Origin of the sequence: Methanosarcina spelaei, assembly GCF_002287235.1 — an archaeon.
GTDB classification, from domain to species: domain Archaea; phylum Halobacteriota; class Methanosarcinia; order Methanosarcinales; family Methanosarcinaceae; genus Methanosarcina; species Methanosarcina spelaei.
On the sequence record NZ_LMVP01000201.1, the window covers coordinates 21162 to 39477 of the forward strand.

14 protein-coding genes and 1 pseudogene are annotated in these 18316 nt (G+C 36.4%); 3 read left to right on the plus strand and 12 right to left on the minus strand.

Annotated elements, in window-relative coordinates; genetic code table 11:
* Positions 1 to 31: 31 nt before the first annotated feature.
* The 3 genes from ndk to ASJ81_RS10795 all read left to right on the plus strand — a co-directional run bounded on the left by ndk (position 32) and on the right by ASJ81_RS10795 (position 2980).
* Positions 32 to 481, plus strand: coding sequence for a nucleoside-diphosphate kinase (ndk, locus tag ASJ81_RS10785; protein WP_095644458.1), 450 nt, complete (start codon positions 32 to 34; stop codon positions 479 to 481).
* A gap of 155 nt (positions 482 to 636) precedes the next feature.
* Complete coding sequence (gene infB / locus ASJ81_RS10790; RefSeq protein WP_095644459.1) at positions 637 to 2412, plus strand: translation initiation factor IF-2; 1776 nt, start codon at positions 637 to 639, stop codon at positions 2410 to 2412.
* Between the two features lie 148 nt (positions 2413 to 2560).
* Positions 2561 to 2980: a 30S ribosomal protein S6e gene (locus tag ASJ81_RS10795; RefSeq protein ID WP_095644460.1), complete on the plus strand. Its 420-nt coding sequence runs from the start codon at positions 2561 to 2563 to the stop codon at positions 2978 to 2980.
* Between the two features lie 375 nt (positions 2981 to 3355).
* Here ASJ81_RS10795 and ASJ81_RS10800 read toward each other — a convergent pair whose 3' ends face one another.
* The 12 genes and pseudogenes from ASJ81_RS10800 to ASJ81_RS10860 all read right to left on the minus strand — a co-directional run.
* The gene (locus ASJ81_RS10800; protein WP_170943282.1) at positions 3356 to 4009 is read right to left on the minus strand and encodes a hypothetical protein; all 654 of its coding nucleotides are present in this window, start codon (positions 4007 to 4009) and stop codon (positions 3356 to 3358) included.
* 1578 nt (positions 4010 to 5587) lie between these two features.
* Positions 5588 to 6688: an outer membrane lipoprotein-sorting protein gene (locus ASJ81_RS10805; RefSeq protein ID WP_245860048.1), complete on the minus strand. Its 1101-nt coding sequence runs from the start codon at positions 6686 to 6688 to the stop codon at positions 5588 to 5590.
* 95 nt (positions 6689 to 6783) lie between these two features.
* Positions 6784 to 7563, minus strand: coding sequence for a cytochrome c biogenesis CcdA family protein (locus ASJ81_RS10810; protein WP_245860050.1), 780 nt, complete (start codon positions 7561 to 7563; stop codon positions 6784 to 6786).
* Between the two features lie 506 nt (positions 7564 to 8069).
* Positions 8070 to 8672 (minus strand): DUF1673 domain-containing protein, encoded by a 603-nt coding sequence (locus ASJ81_RS10815; RefSeq protein WP_095644463.1) that lies wholly within the window; start codon positions 8670 to 8672, stop codon positions 8070 to 8072.
* Between the two features lie 316 nt (positions 8673 to 8988).
* On the minus strand, positions 8989 to 9678 hold the full coding sequence (locus ASJ81_RS10820) for a LolA family protein (protein ID WP_245860052.1): 690 nt from the start codon (positions 9676 to 9678) through the stop codon (positions 8989 to 8991).
* Between the two features lie 195 nt (positions 9679 to 9873).
* Positions 9874 to 10422, minus strand: coding sequence for a halocin C8-like domain-containing protein (locus ASJ81_RS10825; protein WP_095644465.1), 549 nt, complete (start codon positions 10420 to 10422; stop codon positions 9874 to 9876).
* Positions 10423 to 10585: 163 nt separating this feature from the next.
* On the minus strand, positions 10586 to 10816 hold the full coding sequence (locus ASJ81_RS10830; RefSeq protein ID WP_141241673.1) for a hypothetical protein: 231 nt from the start codon (positions 10814 to 10816) through the stop codon (positions 10586 to 10588).
* A 1083-nt stretch (positions 10817 to 11899) separates the two neighbouring features.
* Entirely contained in the window at positions 11900 to 13849 is a 1950-nt protein-coding gene (locus tag ASJ81_RS10835) for a M28 family metallopeptidase (RefSeq protein ID WP_245860054.1), read from the minus strand.
* A gap of 14 nt (positions 13850 to 13863) precedes the next feature.
* Positions 13864 to 14919 carry a right-handed parallel beta-helix repeat-containing protein gene (locus ASJ81_RS10840; RefSeq protein WP_095644467.1) on the minus strand — a complete coding sequence of 352 codons (1056 nt, stop codon included), beginning with the start codon at positions 14917 to 14919 and terminating at the stop codon, positions 13864 to 13866.
* 90 nt (positions 14920 to 15009) lie between these two features.
* A complete protein-coding gene (locus ASJ81_RS10845) occupies positions 15010 to 15492 on the minus strand; it encodes a hypothetical protein (protein WP_095644468.1) in 483 nt (160 codons plus the stop codon).
* A 609-nt stretch (positions 15493 to 16101) separates the two neighbouring features.
* Entirely contained in the window at positions 16102 to 16866 is a 765-nt protein-coding gene (locus ASJ81_RS10850) for a winged helix-turn-helix transcriptional regulator (RefSeq protein WP_095644469.1), read from the minus strand.
* Between the two features lie 260 nt (positions 16867 to 17126).
* Positions 17127 to 18316, minus strand: a pseudogene (locus tag ASJ81_RS10860) (DUF5050 domain-containing protein); the annotation flags it as partial.

Sequence of the window (18316 nt, forward strand, 5' to 3'; positions counted from 1 at the left end):
GTTTATGTGTTCGAATTATTAAGGTGTGCATATGGAACAGACATACGTTATGGTAAAGCCTGACGGAGTCCAGCGCGGGCTGGTAGGAGAGATAATTTCCAAAATCGAGAAGCGGGGTCTGAAGCTCGTTGCTCTCAGGATGAATGTTATCAGTGAAGCCACTGCAAAAGAGCATTACAGTGAACATGCAGCCAAGCCTTTCTTCCCAGGCCTTGTCGGATTCATTACGTCTGGCCCTTCAGTTTCAATGGTAGTTGCAGGAAAAGATGCAATTCGGGTTGTGAGGGCTATAAACGGGGCTACAAATCCTGTAGATGCGGCTCCCGGAACAATCCGTGGGGATTTTGCTCTGGATGTAGGCAGAAATGTAGTTCATGCCTCCGATTCCCCAGAAGCTGCAGCAAGGGAAATTGCAATTCACTTTAAGGACTCCGAAATCGGGAACTATTCCAGGATCGACGAGGTCTGTCTGTACGAATAAAGCAGGTATATCAAAGCCTTTTCGTGTTTCTGGAACCTCAGGGCACGATTCCAGGCCTTTGTTTACCGGTACCTGCAATGTGGGTCCGTCAGGGTAAACCCGGACCCTTCTGGACCTGCAGCAAATAAGACGCGGGAATGAGAGAGGTTTTGCATATGGCCGACAAGAAAAATTTGAGAACTCCTATAGTCTGCGTGATGGGGCACGTCGACCACGGGAAAACAACTTTACTTGACAAGATCAGGGGTACTGCAATTGTCAGTGGAGAAGCCGGTGCCATCACCCAGCATATCGGGGCAACTGAAGTCCCAATAGATGTAATTATCGACAAGCTTGGAGACCCAAGGCTTCGGGATAGGTTCATAGTTCCAGGACTGCTCTTTATTGATACGCCTGGGCATCATGCTTTTACAACTCTCAGGAGCAGGGGAGGCGCTCTTTCCGATCTTGCAATCGTTGTAGTGGACATAAACGAAGGCTTCAAGCCCCAGACCTACGAAAGTCTGCAGATCTTAAAGCGGTTCAAAACTCCTTTTGTTGTTGTTGCGAATAAGATTGACAGGATTAGTGGCTGGGTCTCGCAAAAAGACCTACCTTTTGCGGCTACATTCAAAAAACAGTCCGAAGACGTTCAGGCCCGGCTTGAGACAAAACTCTACGAGGTCATCGGCGAGTTATACAACCAGGGCTTTGCAGCTGAAAGGTATGACAGAGTTACAAACTTCCAGAAAACCCTGGGTGTAGTGCCTGTAAGTGCTGTGACAGGCGAAGGAATCCCTGATGTTCTGATGGTACTTCTTGGTCTGGCTCAGAAATTCCTTGAAGTAAATCTGCAGTACAGTGCCGAAGGTCCCGGAGTCGGTACTGTCCTTGAGGTTAAGGAAGAAAAAGGCCTTGGTGCGACCCTGGACATTATCCTCTATGACGGCACTTTAAAAAAGGGCGACACAGTTGTTATCGGAAGCCTGGGAGAACCAATCCAGACAAAGGTACGTGCTCTCTTAAAGCCCAGGGAGCTTTCTGAGATTCGTTACGAAAGTAAGTTCAAGCAGGTAAATAAGGTTACTGCTGCTGTTGGGGTAAAGATTTCGGCTCCTGGTCTCGAAGGTGCGCTTGCAGGATCTCCAATACGGGTTGCTACCGAAGAAACTCTTGACGAGATTGTAGCTCAGGTAAAATCCGAGATAGATGAGGTCAGAATTGATACGGGTTCGGTCGGGATTATGATCAAAGCCGACACTCTTGGCTCTCTTGAGGCTCTTGTCCATGAGTTCCAGAAAGATGAGGTGCCTATCAGGAAAGCCGAGGTAGGAGATATCTCACACCGGGACGCAATTGAGGCTTCTACGGTTGAAGATCCGCTCTATTCGGTGATCATAGGTTTCAATGTCAAAGTTCACCCTGACGCCAGAGATTTCCTGCAGGAAAGTACTGTGAAGGTATTCACGAGTGACGTGATTTACCGCCTGGTTGAAGATTACCAGAAATATGTAAAAGAACAGCAGGAACAGGCTGAAAAGAAGATTTTCGAAACAATAATTCGCCCGGGAAAATTCAAAATCCTTCCTGGCTGCATATTCCGCCAAAGTAAACCTGCAGTTGTCGGCGTAAGAGTGCTTGGCGGAGTCGTGCGGACAAATGCCGATGTGATGCTTGATAACGGAAACGTTGTAGGCAAGATCAAGGGCTTGCAGATCGAAGGAGATAATATTCCATCTGCAGGAGTAGGCAAAGAGGTTGCAATGGCAATTGAAGGTGCAACCGTAGGCAGGCAGATTAAAGAGGAGGACGTGCTCTATATCAATGTGCCTGAGAGACATGCCAAAATTCTTGAGCACGAGATATATGATTCCCTTTCAACTGATGAAAAGGAAACTCTTGATATCTTTCTTTCCCTGAAAAGAAAAGATAATCCTTTCTGGGCAAAATAATGCTTATAAGCGCATAATTATATTCAGAAATTATATTCAGAATGCACGAAAGATTCAGGTAAAAATTCCGGAAAATCCGAGTAAGGTTCGGATGGAAAGGCAAAGTAAAGAAATTATTTAAAACAAATCTTATATTGGAGGATTTCACATGGCTAATTTCAAAGTTGTAGTTTCTGACCCTAAAGACGGGCGTGCTTACCAGATCGATTTAAAAGACGCTGAAGCAAACGCATTAATTGGAAAGTCAATAGGCAACGTTGTTGATGGTTCAATTTTCGGCCTGTCCGGCTACAAAGTCAAGATCACAGGTGGATGCGACGGTAGCGGTTTTGTTATGAAACCCGACCTCCCAGGTCCCAGAAGGCAGAGAATTCTGATGGCGGTAGGTGTGGGCTATGTCCCTAAACTTCCAGGACAGCGCAGGAGAAAGATGGTCCGCGGCAAGGAAATCGCCTCTGACATCGTTCAGATCAATGCAAAAGTCGTTGAGTACGGAAGCAAATCCATAAAAGCTCTTCTTGGCCTCGAAACCGCAGAAGAAGTTCCGGCAGAAACTCCGGCAGAGTAATTTTCAAGTTCCCGCCTGCGGGCGGGCTTTAAACACTTTTCGTATTACTTTTTTTGATTTCGCTGTTTTTTTCTTCTTATAGTATTCTATTGTCATTATTTTCAATAGAGATATTTCTATGCTTAATTTCTCATGATTTGCCTTTTATATACTCTACTTTTCTATAGAAGAATTATCGATAGTGTGATTAATGCTATGATTGATACTGTGATTTTAAAGATCTTCAGCACATTATTTCTATGTTAGTGTGCCAATTTTTCTGCAAAATCATAAATCTTAATAAGTTGGCAGTTGGAGAATCCAACACCAGGAGAATTTCATAATATCTCAATAAGTATCTTTATTTCACAAAGCTGTGTATTCCGATAACAGAATTCAGTTACCCGAATTTTGTTTACGTTGTGACCATTTTATTCCCAAAACCATAAGTACCAGTAGTGCTCCAAGAATTATACTTCCTTTTAAAATAGGAAGAATCGGATAATCAAGTATGAGGTAACGTACAAAAATGAAAACACATGCGATTACATAGAAAATCAGCAATCTTACAGGATCTTTTTGACCTGCTTCCGTGCTTTCATCATATATAATCTTTGATAGTACGAACCCCATAAATAATAAAAACAAAATCCAGAATATCTGATTTATGTTGTAAACCAAGGAAGCGTAGAGGTAAGTGATATACAGTAGTATTATAAGAATCAGAAGACGTAGATTTTTTTTAATAGAGAAAGAGATACTTGTTTCTTCATTTTCATAAGGCTTTTTAGTTTTTTCTTCATGAGATTCGGATTCAAAAATATGACCTATTATTAAAGAAATTGATGGGTTCAATAATTGTTCTTTTTCTCTATACCATACCAAGAGTGAGAAATGGATTGCTGCAAAAATTAGGGGTAAAATAAAAACAATCTGGGGTTCTACAGAAAGATATCCTTTTTTATATAAATACATAAAAAAAAGAAGAAAAACGAAATAAACTGCAGTTGAACGCCATAATTCTTGTTTTACGATATTGTCAATCTTCATGACCTGGCCACCACTGTATTTTTGGGAATTACAAACTTGAATTCATTTGCTTCTAAACCTGTAATGATTAAAGTCTCATTCTTTTGATTGAAGTCTTTGACAATAAAACTTTCAAAAAATTTACAAACACATTGTATGTTTGTAAAAAATTAATTAGAAACTTAGCTAGATTAATCAAACGTGGACTACTTATACCTGCACTTCAATACTCAAAAGTTTTTTCTCAATAAAGGGATTAATAGATTATTTTAAAAATACAGTCTTTTTGATGGTAAGACCGAATTTTACAAGGCACCTAACTTTGCGATCCCGCTTATGATTTCATTTTGAACTGTAAGATATAGGATGAAGCCGGGACTACTAAGACAAGTATGAGAGCGTAATGCAAACTGAATTAACGAGATCGGAGAACCACTCTCTTATATCAGATACTTGTTTATTTTTAAATTGCTATATACAGCTATCGGAGGATTAATAGTCTGCAAACAGGAGTAAAGACATAGCAAACTTTAAATTATCTTGTAGTCACCGACTTTTCCTTTGAAGCATTCAGGATTAAGCAAAATTAACAGCCACTGCTTAACCCTAAAAACACTTTCATTGTCTAAAAATTCATAATCCTTTAAAAGTTTTATGTGTAATCTCTCAAACAATCAAATAAAAGAAAATATCTACAGATCTGAAATGGGTTAATAAAAAACAGTTAGAGAGATTGGCCGGAAGTTATATCTAGGGCAATCCAATACAAATTGATTTTTACTCTATTTTTTCGATAGTATATTTATTTTCTTCGGTATTCCATATTACCTGAATTTGGAAAATGTAACTGATTACGTAAAAGTTAGTACCAAAAGTGAATACTAAATCTTTCGAATAACAGATACAAATAAATGAAAGTACTATTCACCGTACCTTTTTTTGACTATGTATTTTGTTTTTATACTGGAGTTCGGTTGTTCTAAGTTGTTTTTTCAAACCATGCTAACTAAGGTCCTTACAAGAAAGAGTGAGATAAATACTTTATTTTTTTACAATTTATGTTTATATATAAATTAGGCATCTAATAGACTCTGTTCCAAAATCCAGTGATTTTCGTATTTTTTAATTGAAGACCTGAGTTAGCAAGAAGAGTCCAGTTATCATCAAAATCAATATTCGACATCTAAAGACTTCAATTTTTAAGTTATGTCACAAGGATTATGACTAATTACAAAACCTAGTGATTTTGAACTTTAAATTCATCACTAGGTTTTGGTACTGATTCATCTAATATCATTTTCATCCGTACGAAATTCAATACTAAAAGTAAGGAAAAATAAACGTTTAATTTCCCAATTGAAGTGCTTAAATCCTTTAAATATCAACTAAACTGTTTAATAAATGTACCTTAATTGAAGAAGGACTGACACTACGTTTAATTGGGCAAATAAGAATTAATTTCCATTAAAAACTAATCGTTTTTCACGGGTTTACTTAATTTTATACAAATTTGTGAATAGTACCTGCTTCTCAAAATTGATTAATAACTCCGTACACAACCATTTTTTCTAATTTTTGTTTTCCTGCGGGTCACTAGTTTTATTTCTCTTCTAAGATTGATTCAGCGACTTTTAGCATTTCGTCTTTTTCCAGGGAAGCGCAAAGACTTAGATCAACATCTCCTAACTTCCACGTCAAAAGTTTCGTTTTCCCCATCGAAAGATATTTTCCTTCTATCCCATTAATCTGAATATCTTCGCCTTTATCCATAATTGTAGCATCAGATGACTGGTTTTTAGAGACGGTTTCTGCGAGATTTATAACTGCTTTATCTTTTGTGTATGTCAGTTCGACGGTCTCAGAAATCTGACTTTCAGAAGAGAATTGGCTGTTGTTGTAGATCATTGAACTATTGAATTCATAGCCTTCAGGAAGGTAATCCGGAGTAAGGATCTTAAAACTGGCTTTCTTTCTGGCCTCTTCAAGGCTTAATTCTTCAGGAAGCTTAATTTCTCCCATATCTACTATATTTGCGCCTTCAGGGATCTCAAACTTGAATTCCGAGTCCGGAATTCCGGTGTTAACTTTCAGGTCTTGAATTTCCAATTTCATGGTTCGATTTCCATCGCCGTTATAAGTTTCATATCTGAGAGGCATCCATGTTTCCTGATCTACCCAAATTTTTGTCTTGTATATCAGTTCGTAATCCCCATCGTTTTCTTTTGGAGTTGTCTCCAGCAGATAAGTTTTTCTTCCATCTATATTCTCAACGCTAAGTACTGTTACATTAGTGTCATTAAGAAATTCACTTATAATATTGGTATAGTCATTTTTCGTAAGTTCAGAAGCTCTGGAAATTTTCATTTTTGTTACCGTATTAGTATCTGGGGTGTAACTCCACAATATTTTCCCATCTGAAACGAATATAGTTTGATTTTCTTTACCGGACTCTGTTACAATACTTTTAATCATATTAGGTTTTTTGAACATAGTTTTGGATTCTGTCTCCTTGTTTTCCCCTCCAAAGTAAGAGGTCATGTGCATTGTATATGAATAATCTCGAGTGTTGTTCTCTTTATCCATCATCTGAGCTGCAATTTGTTCTGCACTCAGGTTTTTTTCCATGCAGCCTGAAGCAAAGAGGGCTACAATTATGACAGTCAGTACAAATATTGATCTAAATTTTTTCATTGTTGTCATATTAATCATCTTTCACAGTTAATTTTTCTATAAATATTGTAAAACCAATAATCTTGATGACTTTTGTAATTATCACAAAGCTTTCAAAATTAAGCTTAAAACATTATCCATAAACCAAGTAACATAAGCACAAATCCGCTAATTTTTTTCAAATATATTTTATATGAACGAATTTGTTTAGATAGAGTATAGCCTCCTATCAAGCCAATTCCAATAAAAGGCGTCAATACTCCAGCGCTGAAAGCAAGTAAAAGAATCAAATTATTAAACGTTCCAGTTGTAACGGTTTTATTTAGCAGTACAAGGAGCATCGGAGCAGTGCAGGGAACTTTTACAAACGAAAACAATATCCCAAGGAAAAAAATTCCACCCAAAGTACCTGCATATTTCCTTGCAGAGTTCTGAAAATAGTTATCCAGAGCAACAGGTGATTTTAAAATTCCCATAAGGTTTAATCCAATGAGGATTATAATTATGCCTGTAATATAAGAAAAACTTTCAAAACTGGGAATTGACTTTCTAAAAGAGAGCAAACAAATACCTAAAACTATATAAGAACTTACCAGTCCCAATCCAAATATTATTGCACGTACCATACCGTTTTTTGTGCTACTACTTGTTCCTGCAGTAAAGCTTAAAAGAAAACCCAGTATAGCCATCAGGCAGGGAGAAAAACCTGCAAAGAAGCCAAGTGAATAGGCAAACGGCAGATTAAAGTCTGTACTTATATACTCATTATATTGTTCTTTTTTCGGTATTTTTTCTGTGGAATTTTTAGTATTCTTTTTCTCTTCCAAAAGATGTTCATTGATCGATGTTTTTAACTTCTTTTCAGTAATTTCTTCTTTTGGAATTTTTGTTTCATTGTTTATCACAATAGCCGGGACTTCAAGAAAACCATACTTGTTCCATTGATTGAAACCATCAGCAGTAATAGTATCAATTCGTGTTATCACGATGCTATCGTTATATTGAACTTCTATTCTATCGACAATGGGATCAGTCACTTCGCAATCGTGACAGCCTTTTTGATGGAAATACTGGATTGTAACTGGGCCTGCATAAGCCAGTGGTATAAAAAGAAGAAATAAACAAATGACAGCCACGACAGCTATTGTATGAGAACTGCGTTTCATGGGAATCCCTAACAAGTATAGTTCTTCATTTCACAAATCTCGGCGTCAATAAAAAATGAAGTTAGTTGTCTGAATTTTGTTTAACCGTGATCATTTATCTCCAAAATCAAAAGTACCAATAATAATATTCAAAGAGTTATGTTTCCCTTTAAAACATGAAGAATAGATTAGTCAAGCATAAGGTAGCAGACAAAAATAAAACAAATATGACTATCATAGAGAATTGACAATTTTTGATACTTCCTTTATTTTTTCTCTAAAACAATGTACGATTTTTTCCACGTTCCATAGCTTTTATCGAAATAGATAATTCTACGATTTTTCTTTTCCCAATATATTAGCTGAAAGTAGTTAAGCCACATGCTGATAAGGAGACCCCCAACGAATGAAAACATTGATTGTGTCATTGATTGTAATGTGAGTTCCTGAAAATAATAATAAGGAGTGAGCATCAAAGCTGCAGTGATTATGATAAACAGTACTTTCATATTTGGATGATCAATAGATGGCTGCTTTACTAGGGCATCATATCTTTGCATTTGAGTATTCCAGTAAAATAAAGTTGAAAACAGAGCAATTAAAAACCCAGCAAGTAAAAAAATAATGTTTGCACCAAAATAAGCCATAATTAAGGAGAATATAATAGTGAAGAAAAAATTAACCAGAAATGTTCTTGTACTTGCTTTTCGAAACCATCGCAGATTCTTCATATTTTCTCTTTCTCCCTTTGCTCTGTTTGGAATATTCAATCCAAAAATTTCAAGATGAATATGCTGTCTGACTTCAGATAATCTCGAATTAGAGCACCAGCTTACTAGCCCATTTATGTTTTTTGTGAAGAGATTCATCTTACCCACCTAATTCTCTTATATGAGCTCAAATTCTTTATATCAATCTTTTATTTCTTAGAATTTATACGGTTGAACTTACTAGTTAACGACGCTAACTTTTTAAAATGTTTAACTCATAGAGTTAACAGAAAAGTTTATTGATCTTGATTTTAAACTTCAAGTGTGTAAGTTCTATTTCTAAACAATTCGTTAACTATTTTTTATGATCCATAGTCTCAAGTTTAAGCTTTGTTTCCTCTGCAAAATCCCAAATATGTTCGATACATTCTCTGTACCTGTCGTCTTCCGGATTCAATTCCTTAGGCGGGTTAAGTTATTTTAAATCTACTACTTTTGCGCCACTTGGAATTTCAAATTTAAACTCAGAATCTGGGATTTCTGTGTTAACCTTTAGGTCTCGAATCTCGACTTTAATAGTTAAATTTCCATCTCCGTTATAAGTTTCGTATCTTAGAGGCATCCATGTTTCCTGATCTATCCAAATTTTTGTCTTATATATCAGCTCGTAATCTCCATCTTTTTCTTTTGGAGTTGTTTCCAGCAGATAAGTTTTTCTTCCATCTACATTCTCAACTCCAAGTACTGTTACATTAGTATCATTAAGGAATTCATTTATAATATTAATGTAGTCATTTCTCGTAGGTTCGGAAGCTTTAGGGAGTTTGATTTTTGTGACTGTGTTTGTATCTGGGGTGTAACTCCAAGCAATTTCCCCATCCGAGATGCTTATTGTCTTATTCTCTTTTCCGGGTTCTGTTATAATCTCTTTAAACATGTTTGGTTTTTTGATCATGATATTTGATTCACTTTCTTCAAGCTTTCCCCCCATATATGAGATCATGTGCGCTGTGTATGAATAATCTTGAATGCCATTCTGTTTATCTAGCATTTGAGTTGCAATCTCTTCTGCACTTATATTTTTTTCAGTGCAACCTGAAGCAAAAAGAGCCATAATTATAGCTGCTAGCATGATTATCGATCTAAATTTCTTCTTTGTTATCATATTACTAATCCTTTGATAGTAATTTTCTTCTTTTATATTTTGTGAAAATCATAACCGAAAAACTGTTTTTCGGTTATCTTAATTAGCCTGGTTGTATTATCAAAATGTACTTAGTTGTCGATTTCTTTGTTCTATATATAACTTAATACAAAATAAGTAAAAATAAAGGCCGTTTTTAATTAGAAATCTCAATTATCAGCAAAACTTTGCTTTTTGGCATAAGTAGACTGAGGTATGTCCACATCCATAAGTTCCTATAGTATTACATATAGCATATACAGCTAAAGTGCATGCAATCCCCCCAACAATCGATAGGTCTGCCATAGCACATAGTAATTGCCCTCCTTTACCACATCCATGCTTACATGCTAAGTAGACCAGAGCTTGACATGCCTCACATCCAGTAGAGCTAGTTGTTACAGCATCAATGGCAGCTGAGCTTTTCATAGCCATGACACTACTAATATTACCACTTTCTGTTACTATGTTATTCCCTTTTACAGTTAATACTTCTGCAGTCAATTTGTCCTTATCGGCTCGGAGAATTTTTGCTTCAGCTTTGATAATTTCATTATTTTTAAAAACAACATAAATTCCAGCAGAGGAATCATCCGGGCTTTCAAATGACAACGCTAATCCCTCTATATAACTCCCATCTGCTTGAATAGCACCTAACCCCAAATAATCAGTTTTATTTAATTCATATCCTTTAGACTCTGTTCCAAAATCCAGTGATTTTTGCATTTTTGATAGAAAGTCTTAATTAGCAAGAAGAATCCAGTTTTTATCAAAATCGATATTCGCTATCTAAAGACTTGAATCACTAAGTTGTATTACATGGATGGTGACCATTTATAAAATCTAGTGATTTTGAGTTTTACATTCATCACTAGATTTTGGTACTGAGTCATCCTTTAGATGCTAATCTCTTTATTAGTTTTTCTACATCTTCAGATTCTAATGCTTTTTTTAAATTCTTGTCAACTATAGTGAGATCTAAACTTGAAATGTTTGAAAGATTACCTATACCTGTACACTTGGGACAATCTGCGAGCGTTCCAGTTTGCGAACAGTCTGCTCCAGCTGGACATGCCATTGCAGGCGTAACCAGTATCATACCTATAACGAGCATTATCATAGAAAGCCCGCTAATTCGTTTAACTTTACTATTTAATTTCAATCTATTCCACCTCTTTACTTTTATTCAAGAGGCAAGAAGCAAACTTTAAAATAGTTACAAAGTATATACTTCATGCCTTCGGGTATGCAGGGTTCAGCATTGCTCTCAACTCTACTGAACCCTATATAACATTCCCACTTATTCAGTTTTAGAGAATCCTTTATAAGTTTTCCGGCCAATCTCTCTAACTGTCAGAGATCAGAGAATCTTTACAGATCTAAAATGAGCTACAAAAAACAGTTAGAGAGATTGGCCGGAAGTTATATATAGAGTGGTTTGATGCAAATTATTTAAAATCTACAGCTAGTAACCAGACTTTTGTTGAAAAAGAATTGCCGATGTATTCTTTGAGATATTGTATTTTTTTATGGCAAAGCCGGACTTTACGAGATCACTTGGTTTTAAGACTTTGTCGTTAATGTATTTTTATCGCAAGATGAGTGAAGTCATATTTTATTCTTGGGACTGTATAAGATTTAAGGTTTAAGAATAAGTAGATTGGAGAAAAAAGATCTGCTTAATTAAAAAAGGATGTAGTGATATTGAAGCAGACTTTTTCAGGAACTTTTTGATAATCAGTATTTTTGAACCTTAATTTGACAGGTTCTACTAATAGATACAGTATTTTTCTTCAAAAAATACATCGCGTTGACACATACCTATGAGAAAAAAATGAAAGATGTCAAAAATCAATAAACACATAAGATAAATTCATTGGTCATCGGTTAAGGAAAAATCGTTATCAATTGCATTGATTTTCATAAAATTTGTTAAATTATTCATCAAATGCAAAACTGGAATCTGATATCGATTTCAATTTAAACACTAAACATTTGGGTTTGAGTTTTTCCGTCGAAATCGAGATCAGCAGCTCAAAATCCTTAACCGAATACAAATGAAGATAAATTTGAATCGTATGAAGAAAACAGAAATCTGAAGCCCATTTATACCTTATAAAATGTATACTTTTGTCAAAGTAAGGTAATAAAGTACGAATTTAAAAATTAGATGAATACGGATTTTTGTGCCTTACTCGATATATTATATACCCTCTTTCTTTTCAGCTTCAGAGACCTTTGGACCCGAAAATCTCTTTTTTATCCGCTTCCCATAAAAAGCAAAAGCAGCCAAAATTGCAAATATACCTGAGATGAAGACAAGAGGATTTCTACGATCCATGAATGGGTTATCTACCTGGACTCGTTCCATGGAATATTTTCTAAAATCTGGAGTTTTATTCTCCATGAACAGAGTTCCACTTTCATTTTCAAACCATATTTTTAAATTGTGACTACCGGGAGTGAGAACAAAAGGATTCTCGGGATCCAGAGGCCCAAAATCATCCAGATAGTAATAAATAGTTCTGTTTGAGTCCATGGGATTTTCGGGATAACCAATTACATATTTTATCTCGTTCACAGAACTCTCTATTTCCTGATGAGGGGGCTCAGAACTTCTATTTTGCTTTTCCTCATTTACTACATTTATGCTCTCGGTGCCTCTGTTCCCATAACGGTCGGTTGCCAGAACTTTGATGGTATGTCCTCCTTCCGGAAGCGAAAAAGTCCTGCCTGATCGGAGATTTCCCAGGCTCTGGTTGTCAAAAAAGACTTCCACAGTACTCTCGGGGTCAGAGACGTTATACATGAGTTCAAATGAGGCTTCTGAAACTTTCGGATTGGAAACATTAACAAGAGGAGCCTGATTCTCATCTGGATCTGCCAGATAAATAATGCTTCTAGCAGCCAGAGCACTTGCATTCCTGATAACCGAAAAATCGACATTATCAACCGTATCACTCAACTCGTGGAAATTATCATGACTTTTGTAATTGTGGTGGCAAAGGACTACTGCAGGAATATAGTTTTCCCAAAAGATTTCATGATCTCCTCTTTCTATAAGTGCAGATTGAATTCTGATCCCTGAACTTTTTGCTTCATTTTCAAAAATATCTCTAAGCCAGGCATATTGGGGAAGATAGCATACGTAAAGAGGTTCGTTTCCCACGCAATCCACGTTAACAACCGCAACAATGTTGTCTTTCAGCTCAGGATGGGCTTTAACCCATGCCTGGCTGCCAAGAAGATTAGACTCTTCTCCGGAAAAAGCAATGAAATATATTGTCCTGTTAAACGACTCATTCTGCAATGTTTTTGCAAGTTCAAGCATGCAGGCAACTCCACCTGCATTGTCATCCACTCCGGTTCCGTTGGCCGATTCGCAAACGTAAGTATCGGACCAGACCGGCCAGAGATAGGGCCTTTTAATCCTGGAATCAAAAAAACCTCGTATACCGGATTTAGGAGGTACAAGTATTATTGAATCATAATGTGCGGTTACAAGAATAATCTCATCCTTAAGGACATTTCCATCTTTAACTCCCACAATGTTTGTGCCACTCACATTCCAGTAATTGAAATTCCTTGTACGCACCCTTACGGAAAAATTATCAAGAGAGACTTGCAGACCTGCGTTTTCCATCTCATTTTTTATGAATAGAGAAGCTTCGGCAGCGTTTTTACTTCCGATTTTTCTTTCCCCAAAAGAAGATATGACCCGGGTTGAGTTTTCGATTCTTATTTGGGAAATGTCAAACGGAACTGATGTATTATTGTAATGTATGCCGGAATCGGAAGAGAGTATCGTATCCGAGAATGCAAGAGCTGTAGGAAAAGATGCTGAGTAATGTCTGGTGCCCAGCAGGGTTAAGATGCTTTTTATTGGAAAGATGGGATTTTCTCTATCGTTTAGTTGAGTATGGCCCGTAAGAGATTCTTCACTTAATTTTGAGAGCATGAGAATTGTTTTGTCTGGACTATCATGCCAGCCAGAGTACGGGATATTGTATACAAGTCTTTCTGGACAACTATTTGTTCCATTAATTTCATAAAAATCAGAAGAAAGTAAATGGTAATCACGGACAAGTATGGTTCCCGAAAGTAAAACTAAAATTAAAAAAGTAATAAGTATGTTTGTTAATTTTCTTCCCACATTCTCACCAAAAACTACTTTTTTCTCAAGAGTATAAATGCTATTCCAAATATAACAACTATCAGGAAAGGACAGATAAACACTGTCTGTGAAGCATTCGTATCATGGATTTTGCCTTCCTTAATTTTATTATTGTAGATTTGGTTGGTAGAGCCTTCCATTACGATACTTTCACTGTTATTTGACAGGAAATTATCTTTAACTGTATTATTGCTGGAATTCCTTATTATTGAAACTCCAGTACGGCTGTTGTTTGATATGGAATTATTTTTGATCATATTATCGCTGGAATCAGTTATTTGAACTCCAACGAGGCTCAAAGTTACATTGTTATCTGACATTGTGTTGTTATTGCTGGACTCAGTAATTAGAATACCGTCATCACTATTTGAGACCATATTGTTTTTCAGTATGTTGTTATTACTGCCATCTTCAATCCAGATACCGTCTTCTTCGTTCGAACTTGCATTATTATAACTCAAAACATTATTTTTGGAGCCCCAAAAGTAGATGCCAAAACGGTTTTTAAAAGCATCATTATTGATGAGATCATTGCCGTTAGAATTTGTAAGACTAATGCCTCTCTCATTATCAGAAACAGTGTTGTTGTTCAGCATGTTATAATCGGAACTCTGGAGATCTATACCGACTATGTTGTTTGATAACTTGTTGTTACTAATAATGCTGTTATTAACTCCTTCGAGATGCACTCCAGCGATTGGAGATGTAACAATGTTATTGGCACCAGTAATTTTAAAGCCACTGATAGTTACGTCATCCTCAGTCACATTGAAGATATGTTCTCCAGGATTGGAAGACTGAATTATGGTATCATCTGGATTGCCAGAGTTAGATTTTATGGACACAGATTTATTAACAATCACATTTTCTGTGAAGTTCCCACTGTAAACAAGAATTGTATCGCCATCTTTTACATTATTGATAGCTTCCTGAATAATTGTGTAATTCGCTTCATCATTTTTGCTCACTGTGACCGTATCTGCTTCTGCGGTGCCTGCAATTAATATTAGATAAACAAACACCACTGAAAAATAAGCTTTAATTTTCATATATATCACTTTAAGAAATGGTCTCCAAAAAATTCAAAGGAAGGTACAATGTAACCTTCCCTATAAAGCCCTTCATTGATTAGCTATCAGTCAATTATAAACAGTTGCTGAACCATCGTATCCAGGAGTACCATTTAGGTCAACGCCTTTAACCTTGATTTTCCAGGTACCTGCTGTTAGGTCATAACCGGGATCATAGTTGAAATCCAAATGAGTCTCAGTACCATATATAGTGTCGCCAGCTACCTTTGTGCCGTCTGGCTTGATTAATTCTATACTAATATCACCATTTATATCAAGAGTGTGTATATTGGATACTAGCACATCTGCTGATACTCTGTCCCAGCCCTTTCCAGACGGTACAGTAAAGTAGTAGGTATCTGTGTTTGAGGGCTGACTTAAATCCCCACTAATATCTATGTACAATATAGGGGACAGGATTCCAACATATCCATCTTTAGCATTCTCCACTACATTAACAGCTTCTTCTGCATTGGCTGCCGGCATAAAAGCCATACATATTAGGAACATTGTCAAAAACAATGTTCCGGTGCCAAATTTCTTTGTGATCATTTATATTCACCTCTTACTTTTATTCAAGAGGCACGAAGCAAACTTTAAAATAGTTATAAAGTTATGTACTTCATGCCTTTGGGTATGCAGGGTTCAGCATTGCTCTCAAACTCTACTGAACCCTGTAGAACATTCCCACTTATTCAGTTTCAGAGAATACTTTATAAGATTTCCGGCCAATCTCTCTAACTGTCAGAGATCAGAGAATCTTTACAGCTCTAAAATGAGCTACGAAAAACAGTTAGAGAGATTGGCCGGAAGTTATATATAGAGCAGTTTGATGCAAATTATTTAATATTTTATAGCTAGTAACCAGGCTTTTTGTTGGAAAAGAACGGTTGATATGTTCTTTGAGACACTGTATTTTTCTATGGCAAAATCGGACTTTACGAGACCATCTGATTTTAAAACTTTGTCACCATGCCTTTTTACCCCGTAAGACGGATGAAGTCAGCTTTTATTCTTGTGACTATATAGATTCAGGGTCTAAGAATAAGTAGATTGGAGAAAAAGATTTGCCCAATTAAAAAAGGACTTAATGAGATTAAAGCGAATTTTTTCAGGAACTTTTTAATAATCAGTATTTTTAAAACCGGATTCAAGGTTATTTTATCCATATTTTTCAATCAAGTTTTCATAAGAAGGATTTACTCTATAAATGATGTTTTTTCCTTTTCTTTCTTCATTTATGAGTTCCACTTCTTTAAGAGTTCTCATATACCAGCTAATTGTAGCTCTGGAAACTCCGATTTCATGTGCAAGAGCTGAGTTTGTATTATATTTACCATTTTGTATTTCTGAAATTATTCTTTGATTTGTTACGTTTTGAAGAGCAGAAATAATTTTTCTTTCTTCTTCATCATAAGTGGAATTATTTTCGAAATACCTAATTTTTCCGCCGTCTTCATGGACTTCAATTTTGTTCTGAACTTCCAGAATAGTTATATGATGCCTTACTCTTCCCCTGCCTAAGCCTGTTTTTTCTACAATTTCGCCAATGTATGCTCCCGGTTTAGTCTTGATATACGTATAAATACTGGACCGATCAGGATTATCTAGTATATTTCTTTTATCTACAATTTTGAATCCCAGTACCACGAAAATAAGCTTTGCAAAATACAGAATTACATCTATTATTGATAAAATTTGCATCGCAGCTAGCCAGATTAGAAACTGCCAGTAAGGTATCTGAGTGACTTCAAGTTCAACTACTTTTTCTCCGTTAATTGAAGCTCCGGCTTGATCACCTGGAGCTGGGCTTACAATATATTCAGTAGCCTCAGCTGTTGTTGTTAAAAGGAAAAATAGTAAACAGAAGATAAGCTTTTTTTCAAGCTTAATACTGGTAAACAATAAACGTATACTATGTTCCACTAACCGATTCTCCGCAAACTTTGAACTTCCAGGTTTCTTGTTGTACGTATCCCTGGGAGGGATTTATACTGAGATCTTCTTTCAGTCAAGGAAAAGACCCTTATTTCTTTATTTTCATAAGGCTTTTTAGCTTTTTCTTCATAAGGTTCGAATTCAAAAATATGGCTGGCTATTAAAAAGTAGTATTCTGAAACCATGGCTGTAAAGGTGATCTGCGAACTCTTTCTGAGCAATAACTCCAGTATTTCTCAAATCTACCGTCACAAATAACTCCTCCTGAGAATGAAAAAAACCAAGATTAAAAATATGGTAATTCCCCTGAACCCTGGAATTTGGGTTTCAGATCTGGTGACATTCTTGTTTCCAGAATCAGAGAATGGTTCAGGAACTGCTGACCTAACCGGAGACGCTGAGGAGTTCTCTTGCACGACGAGAACTTTACTTGCGGATCTATATCCTGTTTTGCTGGCATTTATCACATATCTGCCTTCATCAGGAAAACTATAATTCAGGAAGCCTGAACTATTTGCAAGACCGATTTCTTTCCCATTGAGAGTCAGTAACGCATCTGCAATCGGTTCCGACATGCAGCGAACTCTTAGCTGGCAGTTTTCTTCTTCTACAGGTGTCAGAAAATCAATTGAGAGAGGGTCTTCGTATCCTTCGAGTTTTATTATGAATAGCCCTGTGAACCCATATTGAGATACAAGCAGTCTGCTGCCGTCAGGACTCCAGCCTTCAAGAAACCTACCGTCTTCAGCAAGCTTTATTTTCGTTGATCCATCCGGGCTTGCAGCAAAAACAGAACCTGATGAAACAAAACTGATAAATTCTCCTGAAGGATGCCATTCGTAGTCGGTTATTGTGGATGCAATAAGACTTTTTTCGCTTCCGTCGGGATTTATTGTATAAAGGTCATCGTCTTGTGCAAAAGCTATTTTATCTCCTTTCGGGCTCCAGCTAGGTTTGAAGATAATATACCCCGGAAACTCTTGAAGAGCTTTTACATTTTTTCCTGTAGATTCAGCTATGTATATAGTTACTTTATCAGAGTTTATAGCACTGAAAATCAGTTTTTTTCCATCTTTGCTAAATTCGAAAACGTCTTCAATTGAGGAAAATTCTTTTGAAAGTTGAACTTTATCTGTCCCATCGACCTTAATTGAACAGAGACTGAAATTTTCATCAAAATAGAATATTCTGCTGTCATCAGGGTTCCAGGCAACCATAATTCCATTGTCATTAAGTCTCTTCCTGACGGTCCCATTTTCATTAACTGTCCATAGTCCATTTTCACTTTTAGGTTTTCCAGTAGCACTATATGCTATTTTTTTGCCGTCATGGCTCCACAATGCAAACCCTACATTATTAGGCATATCTGTAAGTTTTTGGAGCACAAAGCCATTTGGATCAAGTAAATACAACTGAGACCTTAGAGGTTTTTGATCCA

Coding starts and splice junctions, on each gene's coding strand:
- ndk (WP_095644458.1), top strand. CDS start 32: ATGGAACAGACATACGTTATGGTAAAGCCTGACGGAGTCCAGCGCGGG.
- infB (WP_095644459.1), top strand. CDS start 637: ATGGCCGACAAGAAAAATTTGAGAACTCCTATAGTCTGCGTGATGGGG.
- ASJ81_RS10795 (WP_095644460.1), top strand. CDS start 2,561: ATGGCTAATTTCAAAGTTGTAGTTTCTGACCCTAAAGACGGGCGTGCT.
- ASJ81_RS10800 (WP_170943282.1), bottom strand. CDS start 4,009: ATGAAGATTGACAATATCGTAAAACAAGAATTATGGCGTTCAACTGCA.
- ASJ81_RS10805 (WP_245860048.1), bottom strand. CDS start 6,688: ATGACAACAATGAAAAAATTTAGATCAATATTTGTACTGACTGTCATA.
- ASJ81_RS10815 (WP_095644463.1), bottom strand. CDS start 8,672: ATGAATCTCTTCACAAAAAACATAAATGGGCTAGTAAGCTGGTGCTCT.
- ASJ81_RS10820 (WP_245860052.1), bottom strand. CDS start 9,678: ATGATAACAAAGAAGAAATTTAGATCGATAATCATGCTAGCAGCTATA.
- ASJ81_RS10825 (WP_095644465.1), bottom strand. CDS start 10,422: ATGCAAAAATCACTGGATTTTGGAACAGAGTCTAAAGGATATGAATTA.
- ASJ81_RS10830 (WP_141241673.1), bottom strand. CDS start 10,816: ATGATAATGCTCGTTATAGGTATGATACTGGTTACGCCTGCAATGGCA.
- ASJ81_RS10840 (WP_095644467.1), bottom strand. CDS start 14,919: ATGAAAATTAAAGCTTATTTTTCAGTGGTGTTTGTTTATCTAATATTA.
- ASJ81_RS10845 (WP_095644468.1), bottom strand. CDS start 15,492: ATGATCACAAAGAAATTTGGCACCGGAACATTGTTTTTGACAATGTTC.